This window comes from Brachybacterium kimchii, assembly GCF_023373525.1.
Classification (GTDB): domain Bacteria; phylum Actinomycetota; class Actinomycetes; order Actinomycetales; family Dermabacteraceae; genus Brachybacterium; species Brachybacterium kimchii.
This window is the reverse complement of the sequence record NZ_CP097218.1, coordinates 1,822,881-1,839,765: the sequence shown is the minus strand read 5'-3', so window position 1 is coordinate 1,839,765 and position 16,885 is coordinate 1,822,881. Positions and strand designations below refer to the sequence as shown.

Here is a 16,885-nt window from a genome sequence, read left to right as displayed (position 1 = left end):
GCAGGTCGGCAGGGGAGGGGAGCGGCGTCCTCGGACAGCACAGTCGCCGTCCGCCTACGCCCCGCTCGGAGGTCCTCATGGTCTATCCGGTCTCCGGAGACCCGCTCGTCCCCTCGCCGAACCTTCCCGATCTCGAGAGCCGCATCCTGCGGTTCTGGGACAGGGACGACACTTTCCGCGCCTCGATCGCGCAGCGCGAGGGCGCCCCCGAGTACGTGTTCTACGACGGCCCGCCCTTCGCCAACGGGCTCCCGCACTACGGGCACCTGCTCACGGGCTTCGTCAAGGACGTGGTCCCGCGCTTCCGCACGATGGACGGGTACAAGGTGGACCGCCGCTTCGGCTGGGACACGCACGGCCTGCCCGCCGAGCTAGAGGCCATGCGCGAGCTGGGCATGACGGAGAAGTCCGAGATCGAGGAGATGGGCGTCCAGGCGTTCAACTCCGCCGCGCGCTCCTCGGTGCTGAAGTACACCAAGGAGTGGGAGGAGTACGTGACCCGGCAGGCGCGCTGGGTCGACTTCGAGAACGGCTACAAGACCCTCGACGTCTCCTTCATGGAGTCCGTGCTGTGGGCCTTCAAGACCCTGTGGGACAAGGGCCGCGCCTACGAGGGCTACTACGTTCTGCCCTACTGCTGGAACGATCAGACGCCGCTGAGCTCCCACGAGCTGCGCATGGACGACGACGTCTACCAGGACCGCCAGGACCCGACCGTCACCGTCACCTTCCCCTTCGAGGGCGAGAAGGCCGACGAGCTGGACCTTGCGGGCGTCAAGGCCCTCGCCTGGACGACGACCCCGTGGACGCTGCCCACGAACTTCTCGCTGGCCGTCGGGCCGGAGGTCGAGTACGCGGTGGTGCCCGCCGGGCCCGAGGGGGCGGCCGACGGCGGCGCCGCAGGCAGCGACCGGTACCTGCTGGCCGCCGCCCTGATCGGCGAGTACGCGAAGGATCTCGGGTACGCGAGCCCCGAGGACGCCGTCGCCGCGATCGAGGAGCGCACCTACCGCGGCGCCGAGCTCGAGCACATGGCCTACGAGCCGCTGTGGACCGTCTACTCGGAGGACCGCGAGCGCTGGGGCACGCAGAACGCGTGGATCGTGACGGTCGCCGACTACGTCTCGACCGACGACGGCACCGGCGTGGTCCACCAGGCCACCGCCTACGGCGAGATCGACCAGCAGGTCAACGCCGAGTACGGGATCCCCGTGATCGTCTCCGTCGACGACGGCGCGCAGTTCCTCGACTACTTCCGCGGCACCGCGCTCGACGAGATCGCCGGGCTGCAGGTGTTCGACGCGAACCGGCCGATCATCCGGAACCTGCAGCGCGAGCACCGGCTGCTGCGGGAGAAGAGCCACGTGCACTCCTACCCGCACTGCTGGCGCTGCCGGAAGCCGCTCATCTACAAGGCCGTGAGCTCCTGGTACGTGAAGGTCGCCGATCAGCGCGAGCGGATGCTCGAGCTCAACGAGCAGATCGACTGGGTGCCCGGCAACGTCAAGCACGGACAGTTCGGCAAGTGGCTCGAGGGCGCGCGCGACTGGGCGATCTCCCGCAACCGCTACTTCGGCTCGCCGATCCCGGTGTGGAAGAGCGACGACCCGAACCACCCGCGCATCGAGGTCTACGGCTCGCTCGCGGAGCTCGAGGAGGCCTTCGGGACCCTCCCGCGCGACGAGTTCGGCGAGGTCAACCTGCACCGGCCCTACATCGACGAGCTCACGCGGCCGAACCCCGACGATCCGAGCGGGACGTCGACGATGCGCCGCATCACCGACGTCTTCGACGTCTGGTTCGACTCCGGCTCGATGCCGTTCGCGCAGGTGCACTACCCCTTCGAGAACGCCGAGTGGTTCGAGAGCCACAACCCCGCGGACTTCATCGTGGAGTACATCGGCCAGACCCGCGGCTGGTTCTACATGATGCACGTGCTGGCCACGGCGCTCTTCGACCGGCCCGCGTTCACCTCCGTCATCTGCCACGGCATCGTGCTGGGCGAGGACGGGCAGAAGATGAGCAAGTCCCTGCGCAACTACCCCGACGTGCGCGACATGTACGCGACCTATGGCGCGGACGCGATGCGCTGGTTCCTCATGAGCTCGCCGATCCTGCGCGGGGGCAACCTCATCGTCGACGAGGCGAAGATCCGCGACGCCACCCGCCACGTGGTGCTGCCGCTGTGGAACGTCTGGTACTTCCTGGGGCTGTACGCCAACGCGGCCGGCCCGAAGGACGCGGACGGCCGGCCCCAGGGCTACCAGGGGCGGACGCGGTACGAGTCCGCCGACGTCATGGACCGCTACCTGCTGGCCCGCACGGGCGTGCTCGCACGGGGCGTGCGGGAGTCCTTCGAGGCCCTCGCGATCGCCGACGCCGCCGAGAAGGTCCAGGACTACCTGGACATGCTCACCAACTGGTACGTGCGCCGCTCCCGCGACCGCTTCTGGGAGGGCGACGAGCAGGCGATCGACGTGCTCTCGACGTGCCTGGAGACGCTGTGCCGCGTGGCCGCGCCGCTGCTGCCCATGGTCTCCGAGGAGATCTGGAAGCAGCTCACCGGCGGCCGCTCGGTGCACCTCACCGACTGGCCGGACGCGGAGCTGTTCCCGGCCGATCCGGAGCTGGTGGCGCAGATGGACGACGTGCGGCACGTGGCGAGCGTCGGCAACTCGCTGCGCAAGAAGGAGGGACTGCGGGCGCGTCTGCCGCTCGCGCAGCTCACCGTGGTCCACCACGACCCGGCCTCGCTCGCGCCCTTCGCGGAGATCATCGCCGATGAGCTCAACGTCAAGGACGTGCGGCTCGTGGACGTGGCGAGCGAGGAGTCGCGCTCGATGGGCGTCGAGCAGCGCCTGAGCGTGAACGCGCGCGCCGCCGGGCCGCGCCTGGGCAAGCAGGTGCAGACCGTCATCAAGGGATCGAAGACAGGCGACTGGTCCGTGGCCGAGGACGGCACGGTCACCTCCGGCGGGATCGCCCTGGCCGAGAGCGAGTACTCGCTGGACCTCGTCGCCGGCTCCGACTCGGCGGCCGAGGGCCGGGCGATCGGCGTGCTGCGCGGCGGCGACTTCCTGGTGCTCGACACCCGGGTGACGCCCGAGCTCGAGGCCGAGGGCACCGCCCGCGACGTGGTGCGCGCGATCCAGTCTGCCCGACGGGACGCGGGGCTCGACGTCTCGGACCGCATCACCCTCACGGTCTCGGGCGATCAGGCCGTCGTCGACGCCGTCGCCGCCCACCGGGATCTGGTGGCCGGCGAGGTCCTCGCGACCGAGCTCGAGGTGCCGGCCGAGCCCGCTCCCGGGGCGCACGAGGCGAGCGAGAAGGTCTCCGGCGGCACGGTGAAGGTGTCGGTCGCCAAGGCGTGAGGCGGCGGGGACCCGGCGCGTCGGCTCGATACGGGCGGCGCCGGGTCCCAGACTGTCGGGGCGGTCCGCGCGCTGGGCGCCGCCGCGGAAGGAGCCCCGGATGACCACCATCGCGCACCGCGGAGTCCCCGCCGACGCGTCGATCGACGCCCTGGCCGGGGTGGCCCTGGAGAACCTCTCGCGACAGTTCCCGTTCGCCGCCCACCACGTGCAGACCTCCGCGGACGATCTTCACCAGCCCGCCCTGCTGCACCCCGCCTTCGCCTCCTCCTTCGACTGGCACTCGAGCGTGCACATGCACTGGCTGCTGGCATCTCTCGTCGAGGCCACGGCCGACGCCCCCTGGCGAGAGCGAGCGCTGGAACTCCTCGCGGACCACCTCGCCCCGCAGAAGCTCGCGGTCGAAGCCGCCTACCTGCGCGAGAACCCCACCTGGGAGAGGCCCTACGGATGGGCGTGGGCGGCGCAGCTCGTCGTGGTGCTGGGGGAGGCCCGCACATCGGAGCTGCGCCCGCTCGCCGGCGCCGCCGCCCCGCTGCTGGACGAGGTGCTCGCCCTCGTGCGCAGCTGGCTCCCGCGGACCCCGCTGCCGGTGCGGCACGGACTGCACACCAACACCGCGTTCGGCCTGCGCCGCCTGCTGCTCTCGGCCCGCGCGGCCCGCGCGACCTCCGCCGACGAGGCGAGCGGCGAGATCGAGCAGGCCGCGCGGCGCTTCTTCCTCGACGATGCGGACTGGGCCTTCGACCAGGAGCGCAGCGGCCAGGACTTCCTCTCCGCCGGGCTCAGCGAGGCGGACCTCATGATCGAGGTGCTCGACGAGGACGAGCTCGCCGCCTGGCTGCCCCGCTTCCTCTCCCGCCTGCATCCCGGATCCGACGTGCTGCGCCCCGTCCCCGTGATCGATCCGAGCGACGGGTACCAGTCGCACCTCGACGGGCTCGGCCTCACCGCCGCGGCGAGCGGACTGCGCATCGCCGACGCGCTCGAGCGGATCGGATCCGAGGACAGCCGGGAACTCGCCGCAGCCCTGCGCGAGGCGGCCCCGCCCCTCATGGAGCCCGGTCTGCGCTCCGCCGTCTCCGAGGAGTACATGGCCTCCCACTGGCTGGCCACGTTCGCCTGGGAGGCGCACCTCGCCCTCGCATCCCGCACCCACTGAAGGAAGCGCCCATGTTCGTCCTCATCGGGGTCGCGCTGGTGATCATCGGCTTCGCCCTGCGCATCAACCCCCTCCTGGTGGTGACCGCCTCCGGCATCGTCACCGCCCTGATCGGCGGCCTCACGCCGCTCGAGATCCTCAACACCTTCGGGACCGGGTTCGCCGGGTCCCGCTCCATCACCACCTTCGTGCTCGTGCTGCCCGTGATCGGCCTGATCGAGCGCTACGGCCTGCAAGCCGCGGCCGGCAACCTCATCCGCAGGCTGAGCGGTCTCACCGCCGGCCGGCTCCTAGCCCTGTACATGCTGATCCGCCAGGCGACCGCCGCGATCGGCCTGCAGTCCGTCGCCGGTCCCGCCCAGACCGTGCGGCCGCTGGTCTTTCCGATGGCGGAGGCCGCCGAGGAGCGGCGCCGAGGATCCGCGCCGAACGAGAAGGCCACCGAGACCATCAAGGGATACTCGGCCTCGGCCGACACCGTCGGCGTCTTCTTCGGGGAGGACGCCTTCGTGGCGATCGGGTCGATCCTCCTCATCACCTCCTTCGTGGACACCACCTACGGGCTCACGCTCGAGCCCATCCAGCTGGCGCTGTGGGCAGTGCCCGTGGCCGTGATGGCCTACCTGGTGCACGGCACGCGGCTGCTGCGGCTCGACCGCAGGCTCGACCGGCTCGCCGGCGCCGTCCCCGTCCCGCAGGGAGGCGCGAAGTGATCTCCAACGAATGGCTCTACTGGCTGATCGGCGCCTTCTTCCTCCCCGTCGCCGTGCTCGTCGCCACCCACGAAAACCACTCCCGCAGACTCGGCTCCGCCGCCTTCTGGGGCCTGCTGGGCCTCTCGTTCTTCTACTCCACGTTCGTGGCAGCGGGATCCGCGCCCGCCTGGGTGCTGGGCCTCGCGGTGCTCGCGATGGTGGCGATCGCCGGCTTCGGAGGTCTCGGCAAGGGCACCGAGCACACCACCTCGGAGCAGGAGAGGGAGGGGTTCGCGGCGCGGCTGCGCGGGCGGCTGTTCATCCCCGCGCTGCTCGTGCCGGTCGTCACCGTGATCGTGGCGCTGCTCGGCCCGCGACTCAGCGTGGGCGGCGAGCCGCTGCTCGCGGAGGGGTCGGCCACGCTCACGGGCCTCGGCGTGGGCGCGCTGGTCGCCCTCGTCGTCGCGTGCATCATCCTGCGGCCGCCGCGGCTGTCCGTGCCGTTCACCGAGAGCACGCGCCTGCTCGAGGCCATCGGCTGGGCGGCGCTGCTCCCGCAGATGCTCTCGACCCTCGGAACCCTGTTCACCGAGGCCGGCGTCGGCACCGCCGTCGGCGACATCTTCGGGTTCATCGTCCCCGAGGACGTCCTGGTCTGGGGCGTGATCGCCTACTGCGTCGGCATGGCCGTGTTCACCGTGATCATGGGCAACGCCTTCGCGGCCTTCCCGATCATGACCGCTGCCGTGGGCTGGCCCATCCTCGTGGAGAACTTCCACGGCAACGCCCCCGCGGTGTTCGCCCTCGGGATGCTCGCCGGCTTCTGCGGCACCCTGTGCACGCCGATGGCCGCGAACTTCAACATCGTGCCGGCCGCCCTGCTGGAGATGAAGAACAAGTACGGAGCGATCGCCGTGCAGATCCCGACGGCGCTGATCATGCTCGTGCTCATCACCGTGTTCATGTGGGGCTTCGCGTTCTCGCACTGAGCATCGGCCTGCGGGGCCTGCGGGGCCTGCGGGGAGGGCGGCGGCGCCGCGACGGTCGGCCCTGATCCGGGATGGCCCGACCGGACGCCGTCACGGCTCGCCGCGCCCGACGTCGACCACGGTCGAACGGGAGACGTACGTGCCCTCGCCGATGTACCGGCCGTCGAGATCGCCATGGAGCGCGGACAGGACGGGGTCGGAGGCGGTGTGCTCCTGGATCGATCCGTAGTAGAAGGCGTCCGGGGAACCGCTCTCGAAGGACTCGTGGTTCGCCTCGATCCCGGGGACTCCGTCGCTCGCATGCTGCGTGCTCCCGGGCAGCATCACCTCGTGCACGTTCGGCGCGCTCAGGGAGCCGCCTCCCATCTGGGCGCCCTGCAGGTCCAGCTCCGCGATCGGATCGCCGGTGTACTCGAGGTCCGGGCGGTGGGACGTGCCGGGGGAGAGGCGGGGGTCCAGGCCGACGGGGCCGTGCGCCACGTTCACGACCTGGGTCGAGTCCTGGGACGGGATCACCGTCTGCACCGGGGAGCCCGCCGAGAAGCTGTGGGTCACGTTGAAGGTTCCCTCCGCGCCGCACGCGCTGTTGAAGCTCGGGTCCGCCGCGAGGTGCGAGGTGATGATCCCGCCCTGCGAATGGCCGACGAGCATGACGTCGGCCCCGGCGGGGACGTCGGCGGCCGTCATCGCCGCGCGCACGTCGTCCATCGCGGCGGGATCCTGGCCCGCGACGAGCCGCAGGTTCGAGCCCCAGTCCCGGGAGTTGCCCGTCTGCCCGTAGGCGCCGGAGAGGTCCAGGACGTCGGGGCCCTCGGTGGGCGGCACCTGCACGATGTACACGGGATCGCCGCCGGACGCGCCGCGCACCTCCTGCACCCCGATCCGTCCGGTCGCGAGCGCGCCGGAGGAGTCCGCGCCGCGGCCCTTCATCCGCAGGGAGTCGTTGTCGACGAGGAGGTCGCCCAGATCCTGTGGGCTGGCCGACGGCGCGTCGTCGACCCGCACATCGGAGACGATCCCGCCGGGACGGTCGTCCAGGAAGGCGGTGTCCTGGTCGTGGTCGGGGCTCGCCTCGAAGGTCACGGCACCGGCGGAGCCCAGCGTCACGATCCCGGAGGCCCCGAGCTCCGCGTACGTGGGGGCCCGCTCGCCTGCGGCCCAGTCCTCGAGGATCCCCCCGAACCGGTCGCCGTCCCGGCGCAGCTGGCCGACGGCGTCGCTGCGTCGCCCGGAGCGGTCCAGCCCCCACTCGAGGACGTCGAGCCCCGAGCCCCAGCCCTGACCGATCGCATCCGAGACCGAGTGGGCGGTGCCGGAGAGGAGCTGCTCGCCGGGATGCTCCAGCCAGTCGGCGATGAACGGGTTGTCGTCCCGCAGGTACCCCTGGCGCATGTCGGACGACGGCGCGTCCGGGATCCCCGACACGGGGCCCGAGGCGCCGGGCGCGCAGACGCCCACAGCTCCCGGCTCCGCGCCGCCCGCGCCGTCCCCGCCGCCCTGGGCGCTCGAGGCCGCGTCCTGGTCGTCCGCCTGCGCGGCGGCCTCCTCGCCACGTGAGGCGAGAGCCGCGGAGGCGGCCCGGAAGGCGTCCAGGGAGAGCAGTGCCCACAGGGAGCGGAAGGCCTCCGCATCCGGTCCGCTCCATGCGGTGCGCGCGACCGCTGCATCCAGACGCACCTGCCATGCCTCGAGCCGATCGGAGGCCCCGCGAAGCTGCTCGGCATGCACGCGCACCTGTGCGGTGTCCATGCCGCAGAAGCCGGTCATCGTCCGACCCCCGCTGCCCCTGCGACCCCCGGGCCCGCCGCCGCCCACCGGCTCGCCCGTCGTGCCGCCAGCTCCTCGGCCATGTGCCTCTCCTCGCCCGCCGGTCGCCCCGCGGGACGGACCCCGCAGCGCATGCCGATCACGCTAGGAAGACGGCGCCGGCGCCACCACGGCCCGCCGCCCGTTGTGGATGGGCGCACGATGGGGAGGGCCCGTGAGGGCGTTCCCCGGGGCGCGCTCGTAGACTGGAGGGCGGCCGTCGGCCGATCCGGCGCGAGCCGCCGCCCCGTCGACCCACCCCGCCCCGCCCCGTCCCGAGGAGCCGCAGTGCCACGTCCGTCCCGTCCGGAGCTCGGCCCCCAGCTGCGCGAGGTCTACGCGGCGCTCCTCGAGCGTGCGCCCGAGAACCGCATCGAGCCCGACCTGAGCCGCATCCGCCGGGTCATGGAGCTGATGGGGGACCCCCAGAACTCCTACCGCTCCATCCGCATCGCCGGCACCAACGGCAAGACCACGACCGCACGCATCGCCGAGGCGATCCTGCGCGCGGCCGGTCTGCGCACCGGCCGCACCACGAGCCCCCACCTGCACTCCCCGGCCGAGCGGATCGCGATCGACGGCGAGAGCGTCGACGAGGAGACCTTCGTCCAGGCCTACCGGGACGTCGAGCCCTTCGCGCTGATGGTCGACGAGGAGTCACGTGCGGCCGGCGGCCCGCCCCTGACCTACTTCGAGTACCTCACCGCGATGGCCTACCAGGCCTTCGCCTCCGCGCCCGTCGACGTCGCCGTCGTCGAGACCGGCATGGGCGGCACCTGGGACGCGACCGGCGTCGTCGATCCCGACGTCGCCGTCATCGCGCCCATCGGCTTCGACCACCAGGAGTACCTGGGCGAGACCATCGAGGAGATCGCGGGGGAGAAGGCCGGGATCCTCACCTCCCGCGCGCTCGCCGTGATCGCCGAGCAGAGCGAGCCCGGGGCCTTCGACGTGATCCGCGAGCGCCTGCTCGAGCTGGGCACCGAGGCGGCGATCGAGGGCGACCAGATCGGCGTGCTCTCGCGCACCCCCGGCGTCGGCGGGCAGCTCGTGACCTTCCAGGGGATCGCCGGCCGCTACGAGGACGTGTTCCTGCCGCTGCTCGGAGAGCACCAGGCCCACAACGCCCTGCTCGCGATCGCCGCCTGCGAGGCGCTGCTGGGCGGTGGCGAGCAGGTGCTCGGCGCCGAGCTGCTCGCCGAGGGCCTCCAGACCGTCACCTCCCCGGGCCGCGCCGAGGTGGTGCGCCAGGCGCCGACGGTCCTCGTGGACGCCGCCCACAACCCGGCGGGCGCCGAGGCGCTGGTCGCGACCGTCCGGGAGAACTTCCGCTTCACCCGCACGATCGGCCTGGTGGGGATCCTGCAGGAGAAGGACGCCGAGCAGCTGCTCGCGACCCTCGAGCCCCTGCTGGACTCCGTGGTCATCACCCAGTCGTCCTCGCCGCGCGCGATCCCCGCGGACCGCCTCGCCGACGTCGCCCGCGACGTCTTCGAGGACGAGGACCGCGTCATCGAGTCCGCCTCCCTGCCCGATGCGATCCAGCGGGCCGTGGACCTCGCGGAGGCCTCCGGCGACCAGTTCGGCGGCGTGGTCGCCGTGGGCTCCGTGACCCTCGCCGCCGAGGTCCGCGACCTCCTCGGCGTCGCCGAGGAGGCGTGAGCATGGCCCTGCGCCTCACCCCGTCCCAGCGCCCCCACGGGGCGCAGCGCATGTTCAGCTCCACGACGCTCACCGTCGAGGCGCTCATCGTCTTCTTCGCGGCGCTCGTCTCCCACCAGCTGAACCCCGAGGACCGCGTCCCCGTGTGGACGATCTCCCTGATCAGCGCCGTGCTCCTGCTCGCCTGCGCGGGCATGCTGAAGAAGCGCGCCTGGCCGTACGCGCTCGGCGCCGTGCTGCAGATCCCGATCCTGCTGCTGGGGCTGTGGGTGAGCGCCATGTGGATCGTGGGCGTCCTGTTCGCCGTGCTCTACGTGTACGGCGTGCTCAAGGGGCATGCGCTGGACCGGGAGAAGGACGCGGTCGACGCCCGCTACTGGGCCGCCCATCCCGAGCAGGCGGACACCCCGGGCACCTGATCCCCCGGCCGAGGGTGTGCCGAGGGCGGGCCGAGGGCGGTGAGGCGCCGCGCGGGCACGACCGATACAGTGCCCTGCATGACCGAACGCACTCTGATCCTGCTCAAGCCCGACGCCGTCGAGCGCGGCCTGCGCGGCGAGATCCTCCGCCGCCTCGAGGCCAAGGGGTACGGCATCGTCGCCCTCGACCAGCGCGTGGCCGATGCCGACACCCTCGCCGCCCACTACGCCGAGCACGAGGGCAAGCCCTTCTACGGCCCCCTGGTGGAGTACATGGGCTCCGGCCCGCTCGTCGCCGTCGTCGCCGAGGGCGAGGGCGTCATCGCCGGCTTCCGCTCGCTCGCCGGCGCCACCAACCCGACCGCGGCGGCGCCCGGCTCGATCCGCGGCGACCTCGCCCGCGAGTGGGACGCCCCGGTGATCCAGAACCTCGTGCACGGCTCCGACTCCGTCGAGTCCGCGACCCGCGAGATCGGGATCTGGTTCCCCGCGCTCGGCTGAGCCCGCTCCGCGCCGACGACCTGCCGACGGCCCCGCTCCCGCCCTCCCGGGCGGGGGGAGCGGGGCCGTCGCGCGTCTGTTCTGTGATCAAGGCGACACGCGGTCGTCCTCTCGGATGATGGAAGCGGACGCCCCTCCCGCTGAGAATGAACCCATGGGCATCGTCATGATCGTCTTCCTCCTCTTCGCCGTCCTCGTGGGGGCGCTCGTCCTCGTGCTGACCGCGCTGAGCTCGCGCGCCGTCGAGCGCGCCGAGGACGGCACCGTGCTGCGCGGCTCCTCCCGCACCCGCCGCGACGCCTGAACGCGCGGTCCGCGCCTCCCTCCGTCCCGCCTACACTGGGCGAGGCCTGCGCCGCCCGGCGCCGTTCGACCCGGAGGTGACCTGTGGACCCCAATGACATCCTCGCCGCCCTCGCCGGCACCGGCGGCGGCATCGTCGTCATCGGCGCCGGAGCCTGGGCATGGGTGCGCAGCCGGCGTCGCCGCGGCCAGGGCGGGGATCAGGACGACCGGGGCCGCCAGGACTCCCAGGGCGCCGGCCGCGCCGATCGCTCGGGCGGCTCGACCGCGACCGCGCAGAAGCCCCGCGCGGACCGGCCCTCGGCCCCGACCTGGGGCGACACGCTCTCCAAGCCCTCCTCGCCGTCCGCCCCCGCGACGCCCACGGCCGGCAGCGCCTCCGCGCGCGCCGCCCACCCCTCGAACCCCGTCATCCCCGGCACCGAGCCGGGCCGCACCGCGACGCCCGACTCCGCGTCGACCAGCGCCTCGCCGTCGGCCCCGACCGATGCCCCCGGGGCCACGGAGGCGCCCGGGGCCACGGAGACGCCCACCGAGCTGCCGGAGACCGACGCCCAGGCGCCCGCGGACGCCCAGAGCGCCGAGACCGCGCCGCCGCTGGAGACGCCCGAGCCCGCGGGCAGCCGCATGGAGCGCCTGCGCGACCGGCTCGCGCGCTCCGGATCGCTCGGCCGCGGCCTGCTGGGACTGCTCACGAGCGGCACCATCGACGAGAGCACCTGGGACGAGATCGAGGAGACGCTGCTGCTGGCCGACCTCGGCCCCGACGCGACCGACGAGCTCATGGAGAACCTGCGCCGCCGGATCCAGGTCATCAGCACCGACGACCCCGCGCAGATCCGCGAGGCCCTGCGCGCCGAGCTCCTCGCCCTCGTCGATCCGAGCCTGGACCGCCGCCTCGCCGCGACCCGCCGCGAGGCGCCCGACGGCACCGAGGTCCCGTCGGTCGCCCTGATGGTCGGCGTCAACGGCACCGGCAAGACCACGACCGTCGGCAAGCTCGCCCGCGTGCTCGTCGCCGAGGACCGCAGCGTCGTCCTCGGCGCGGCCGACACCTTCCGCGCCGCGGCAGCCGACCAGCTCGCCACCTGGGGCTCCCGCGTGGGTGTGGACACCGTGCGCTCGGACCACGACGGCGCCGACCCCGCCTCCGTCGCCTTCGACGCCGTCGCCCAGGGCATCGCGCAGGAGGCCGACGTCGTCATCATCGACACCGCCGGACGCCTGCAGAACAAGAAGGGCCTCATGGACGAGCTCGGCAAGGTGCGCCGGGTCGCCGAGAAGGCCCTGCACGGCGACGGCGTCGCCGAGGTGCTGCTCGTGCTGGACGCGACCACCGGCCAGAACGGCATGCAGCAGGCGAAGGTCTTCTCCGAGGTCGTCGACGTCACCGGCATCGTGCTGACCAAGCTCGACGGCACCGCCAAGGGCGGCATCGTCGTCAACGTGCAGCGCGCGCTCGGCGTCCCGGTGAAGATGGTCGGTCTCGGGGAGGGCATGGACGATCTCGCCCCCTTCGACCCGCACGGCTTCGTCGACGCCCTCCTGGAGGCCTGAGCCGGCCACCCGCCCGCCTCGCCGCCTGCGCAGTACCTCCCTCGCCGTCCACGCCCCGGACCCGAGGTCACGAAAAGATCACGGCGGGCCCTGGGGAGGCGGCCGGAGGGCGACCGACCGCACCATGTGACCACGATCCTCCCGGGTCGCGCCGGGCTCCCGCCCCGGCCCCTCCGAGCCAGGACTGGACATGGAGCCCTTCACCCTCGACACCGGAGCCACCGCGTGGCTGCTGGTGAGCGCGTCGCTCGTGCTTCTGATGACGCCCGCCCTCGCCTTCTTCTACGGCGGCATGGTGCGCGCGCGCACCGTGCTCAACATGATGCTGATGTCCTTCGCGGCCCTCGGGGTCGGCGCGATCGTGTGGACCCTCCTGGGCTACTCGATCGCCTTCGGCGACGACATCGGCGGCCTCCTGGGCAACCCGTTGCAGTTCTTCGGCCTGCACGGCGAGGACGCCCAGTCCCTGCTCGCGGGCTCCGGAGTGCCCTTCCTGGTCGCCGCCGGCTTCCAGATGACCTTCGCGATCATCACGCTCGCGCTCATCTCCGGGGCGATCGCCGACCGCGTCCGCTTCGGCACCTGGATCGCCTTCAGCGCGGTCTGGATCATCCTCTGCTACGCCCCCATGGCCCACATGGTCTGGGGCGGCGGGCTGCTCTCGGCCGACGGCCCCTTCGCCGCGATCGCCGAGCCCATCGACTTCGCCGGCGGCACCGTGGTCCACATCAACGCGGGCACCGCGGGCCTCGTCCTCGCCCTCATCGTCGGCAAGCGCCTGGGATGGGGCCGCGACCCCATGAAGCCCCACAGCCTGCCGCTGGTCATGCTCGGCGCGGCGCTGCTGTGGTTCGGCTGGTTCGGCTTCAACGCCGGCTCCGCCGGGACGGCCGACGGCACGGCGGGCCTGGCCTGGGTCAACACGACCGTCGCGACCGCCGCCGCGATGCTGGGCTGGATGATCACCGAGAAGATCCGTGACCGCAGGGTCACGAGCCTCGGCGCCGCCTCGGGCGTCGTCGCGGGACTGGTCGCGATCACCCCGGCCGCCGCGGCCGTGAGCCCCATCGGGGCGATCGTGCTGGGCGCTGTCGCGGGCGCCGTCTGCGCCCTCGCCGTCGGCCTCAAGTACCGCCTGGGCTTCGACGACTCCCTCGACGTCGTCGGCGTCCACCTCGTCGGCGGCCTCGTGGGCACCGTCCTCATCGGCCTGCTGGGCACCGACACCGGCCTGTTCTACGGCGGCGGGATCCGCCAGCTCCTCGTCCAGATCCTCATCGCGATCGCCGCCATGGTGTTCTCCGCGGTGGTCACGGCGATCATCGCCCTCGTGCTGAGGGGCATCATGGGGTGGAGGATCACCGAGGACGAGGAGCTCGCCGGCATCGACGTCACCCGCCACGCGGAGACCGCCTGGGACCTGGTGGGCGGCCCCGCCTCCCGCCGCAGCCCCCACGCGGCCCCGGGCCACGTCGGCCCGGCCGCGGGGACCGGCTCGGTCCCGCACGATCACGGTCGGCCCGCGCCCCTCGAGCCCGCCGCCGTCGAATCCGCCCCCGTCGACCCCGCATCCGCGGAGCCCGCCTCCGCGGATCCCAGCCCCGTCGCCGCCCAGCCCGCCACCACAGGAGAGCCCCGATGAAGCTCGTCACCGCCATCGTCCAGCCGCACGCGCTCAACGACGTCGCCGACGCCCTGCGCGAGTACGGGATCGCAGGGATGACCGTCACCGGGGTCGCGGGCTACGGCCGCCAGGGCGGGCACACCGAGGTCTACCGCGGCGCCGAGTACCGCATCGACCAGATCCCGAAGTCCCGCATCGAGATCGTCCTGCCCGACGAGAGCGTCGCCGAGGCCGTGGACCTCATCGTGCGCACCGCGCGCAGCGGACGCATCGGCGACGGCAAGGTCTGGGTCACCGACGTGGTCGACGTGGTGCGCGTGCGCACGGGGGAGCGGGGCGCGGATGCCATCTGAGCCGCTGCCCGGCAGGCGTCTCACCCACGTCCTGCACGCGGGCTTCGCGGACCCGCAGGCCGGCCCCTCCCGGCGCCGCGAGCACGCCGTCCTGGTGGACGAGTGGCTCGGCGAGCTCTGGGAGGCGGCCGGCCCGCCGTCGTCCGGCGCCGCCCTCGCCGCGATCGGCTCCCTGGGTCGACTCGACCTGGGGCCGATGAGCGACCTCGACCTGATCCTGCTCGTGGACCGCGAGCAGGTCGACGAGGAGGAGGCGTCCCGTCTGGCCGCGGGGCTGTGGTACCCGATCTGGGACTCGGGGACCTCCCTCGACCACGCCGTGCGCAGCCCCGCAGAGTGCGCCGAGGTGGCCCGCGAGGACCTGCGCGCGGCGATCTCCCTGCTCGACCTGCGCCCCGTCGTCGGCGACGTCGCGCTCGTCGACGAGTCCGCGGCGCGGGTGAGGGCGCAGTGGCGCCGCGACGCCCGGCGCTTCACCGAGGACATGATCCGCATCGCCGAGGACCGCGAGGGCCGCTACGGCCAGCTCGCCCACTCCACCGAGCCCAATCTCAAGTCCGATCGCGGCGGTCTGCGCGACGCCGTCGTCATCCGCGCCTTCGCGGAGTCCTGGCTCGCCGACCACGACCACCGCGTGCTCGAGGAGGCATCCGGCGTGCTGCTGGACGCCCGCGACGCCCTGCAGACCGTCACCGGTCGCAGCACCACGCGGCTGGCCCGCGCGGACCAGGACGCCGTCGCCGCCCTCACCGGCCACGACACCGCCGACGACCACCTCGCCGCCCTCGCCGACGCCTCCCGCGCGGTCGCCTGGCAGCTGCACCGCACCGTGCGCGCCGCGCGCGCCGCCGCGGCCCCCGGCGGGCGCGGCACCCGGGGCCTGGGCGCCGACCGCCGCCCCGTCCTCACCCGCCACCCCCACGGCGTCATCGTCCAGGCCGACGAGATCTCGATCGACCCGCGCGTCACCGACCCCCTGCGCGACCTGGCCGCGGTGCGGCTCGCCGCCACCACCGGCATGCCTCTCTCCGATGCCACCCTCACCCGTCTCGCCGCCGGCTCGGCGCGCGCCTCCCTGAGCTCCGTGCAGCGCGACGTGCTCGTGGACGCGCTCGCCGGGGAGCACATCGGCGCCGCCTACGAGGCCCTCGACGTCCACGGGGCATTCGGCCGCTGGGTCGCCGGCTGGGACGGGGTGCGCAACCGCCCCCAGCGCTCCCCGGTGCACCGCTTCACCGTCGACCGCCACCAGATCGAGACCGTCCGCGAGGCCCAGACGATGCTGGGCGCCGTCGACCGGCCCGACATCCTGCTGGTCGCCGCCCTCCTGCACGACCTCGGCAAGCGGGCCGGCAGCCGGGACCACGCCGCCGAGGGGGCGCCGCTCGCCCGCGCCGCCGCCCTGCGTCTCGGCTTCGACGCGAGGGACGCCGACCTCGTCGAGCTGCTCGTGCGCGAGCACCTCACCCTGGTCGAGCTCGCGACCGGACGCGACCTCTCGGACGCGAGCACGCTCGAGGCCCTGCTCCAGGCCGTCGGCCGCGATCTCACGACCCTCGAGCTGCTGCGCGCCCTCACCGAGGCCGACGCCCGCGCGGCCGGCCCCGCCGCCTGGTCCGCGTGGCGCTCCCAGCTCGTCGACCACCTCACCGCGCAGGCCCGCGATGCCCTCACCGGCACGCCCCGCGCCCCGCGCGACCTGCTCGCGCCGCAGCGCGCGGTCCAGGAGGCCGTGCGCGAGGCCGTCGTGCGCACCGGTGCCGCCCAGGTCCTCTATCCCGCCCCGACCGACGAGGAGCCCATCACCCAGGTCTGCCTGGGCGCACCCGACGGGCCCGGGGTCTTCGCCGCCCAGGCCCGCGTCCTCGCCCGTCACAGGATGGACGTGCGCAGCGCCGTCGTGCTCACCCTCGACGGCGTCGCCGTGAACACGTGGTGGGTGACGGGCCGGCCGTCGGACCAGCCGCACCCGACCGCGCTGCGCACGGCTCTCGAGAGGGAGCTGCAGCGACGGGAGGACCCGGCGGCGCGCGTCCTGGACGTCGACCCCGGGGCCCCGCCGCGCACCGCCGAGGACGCCCCCGTGGTGACCCTTCTGCCCGGCGCCTCGAGCGAGGCGACCGTGGTGCAGGTCAACGCCCGCAACCGGGCGAGCCTGCTCGCGGACGTCGCCGCGATGATCACCCTGCACCGCCTCCACGTGCGCAGCGCCCACGTGATGACCCTCGGCCAGCGCGCCGTCGACGTCCTCTACCTCACCGATGCGCGCGGGCGCCCGCTCGAGGCGCCGATGGTGGGCCGGGTGATCGCCGCGCTCATGGACGCCGCCGCGACCTGAGCGACGCGCGTGTGCTGTGTGCGCGAGGGGTCCGAGGGTGAGGTGGGCCGCGCCGGGGCCTCCCGGCCAGGATCCGCACCGGGCGGCTGACTACACTGGGGC

13 protein-coding genes are annotated in these 16,885 nt (G+C 73.3%); 12 read left to right on the top strand and 1 reads right to left on the bottom strand.

What is annotated here, in order from left to right; genetic code table 11:
• Positions 1–77 precede the first annotated feature (77 nt).
• The 4 genes from ileS to M4486_RS08705 all read left to right on the top strand — a co-directional run bounded on the left by ileS (position 78) and on the right by M4486_RS08705 (position 6,220).
• On the top strand, positions 78–3,374 hold the full coding sequence (ileS, locus tag M4486_RS08720) for an isoleucine--tRNA ligase (protein WP_249480773.1): 3,297 nt from the start codon (positions 78–80) through the stop codon (positions 3,372–3,374).
• Positions 3,375–3,474: 100 nt separating this feature from the next.
• Positions 3,475–4,536 (top strand): DUF2891 family protein, encoded by a 1,062-nt coding sequence (locus M4486_RS08715; RefSeq protein ID WP_249480772.1) that lies wholly within the window; start codon positions 3,475–3,477, stop codon positions 4,534–4,536.
• 11 nt (positions 4,537–4,547) lie between these two features.
• On the top strand, positions 4,548–5,249 hold the full coding sequence (locus tag M4486_RS08710) for a DUF969 domain-containing protein (protein WP_249480771.1): 702 nt from the start codon (positions 4,548–4,550) through the stop codon (positions 5,247–5,249).
• Positions 5,246–6,220, top strand: a complete 975-nt coding sequence (locus tag M4486_RS08705; protein ID WP_249480770.1) for a DUF979 domain-containing protein — start codon at positions 5,246–5,248, stop codon at positions 6,218–6,220. Before M4486_RS08710 ends, M4486_RS08705 begins: the two co-directional genes overlap by 4 nt.
• Before the next feature lie 90 nt (positions 6,221–6,310).
• On the opposite strand, the gene M4486_RS08700 is transcribed toward M4486_RS08705, so the two are convergent.
• Positions 6,311–7,969, bottom strand: coding sequence for a WXG100 family type VII secretion target (locus tag M4486_RS08700; RefSeq protein WP_249480769.1), 1,659 nt, complete (start codon positions 7,967–7,969; stop codon positions 6,311–6,313).
• Positions 7,970–8,314: 345 nt separating this feature from the next.
• Between M4486_RS08700 and M4486_RS08695 the strand changes: the two genes are divergently transcribed.
• The 8 genes from M4486_RS08695 (at position 8,315) to M4486_RS19820 (ending at position 16,783) form a co-directional block, all read left to right on the top strand.
• Positions 8,315–9,688, top strand: a complete 1,374-nt coding sequence (locus M4486_RS08695; protein ID WP_249480768.1) for a bifunctional folylpolyglutamate synthase/dihydrofolate synthase — start codon at positions 8,315–8,317, stop codon at positions 9,686–9,688.
• Positions 9,689–9,690: 2 nt separating this feature from the next.
• Positions 9,691–10,107, top strand: coding sequence for a DUF4233 domain-containing protein (locus M4486_RS08690; protein WP_249480767.1), 417 nt, complete (start codon positions 9,691–9,693; stop codon positions 10,105–10,107).
• 78 nt (positions 10,108–10,185) lie between these two features.
• Positions 10,186–10,608, top strand: a complete 423-nt coding sequence (gene ndk / locus M4486_RS08685) for a nucleoside-diphosphate kinase (RefSeq protein ID WP_249480766.1) — start codon at positions 10,186–10,188, stop codon at positions 10,606–10,608.
• A gap of 154 nt (positions 10,609–10,762) precedes the next feature.
• Complete coding sequence (locus M4486_RS08680) at positions 10,763–10,912, top strand: hypothetical protein (RefSeq protein WP_193636296.1); 150 nt, start codon at positions 10,763–10,765, stop codon at positions 10,910–10,912.
• A gap of 83 nt (positions 10,913–10,995) precedes the next feature.
• Entirely contained in the window at positions 10,996–12,468 is a 1,473-nt protein-coding gene (gene ftsY, locus M4486_RS08675; RefSeq protein WP_249480765.1) for a signal recognition particle-docking protein FtsY, read from the top strand.
• Between the two features lie 190 nt (positions 12,469–12,658).
• Complete coding sequence (gene amt, locus M4486_RS08670) at positions 12,659–14,110, top strand: ammonium transporter (RefSeq protein WP_249480764.1); 1,452 nt, start codon at positions 12,659–12,661, stop codon at positions 14,108–14,110.
• Positions 14,107–14,445 carry a P-II family nitrogen regulator gene (locus tag M4486_RS08665; RefSeq protein WP_249480763.1) on the top strand — a complete coding sequence of 113 codons (339 nt, stop codon included), beginning with the start codon at positions 14,107–14,109 and terminating at the stop codon, positions 14,443–14,445. The genes amt and M4486_RS08665 overlap by 4 nt, the downstream gene beginning before the upstream one ends.
• A complete protein-coding gene (locus M4486_RS19820) occupies positions 14,435–16,783 on the top strand; it encodes a [protein-PII] uridylyltransferase family protein (RefSeq protein WP_283257969.1) in 2,349 nt (782 codons plus the stop codon). Before M4486_RS08665 ends, M4486_RS19820 begins: the two co-directional genes overlap by 11 nt.
• Positions 16,784–16,885 lie beyond the last annotated feature (102 nt).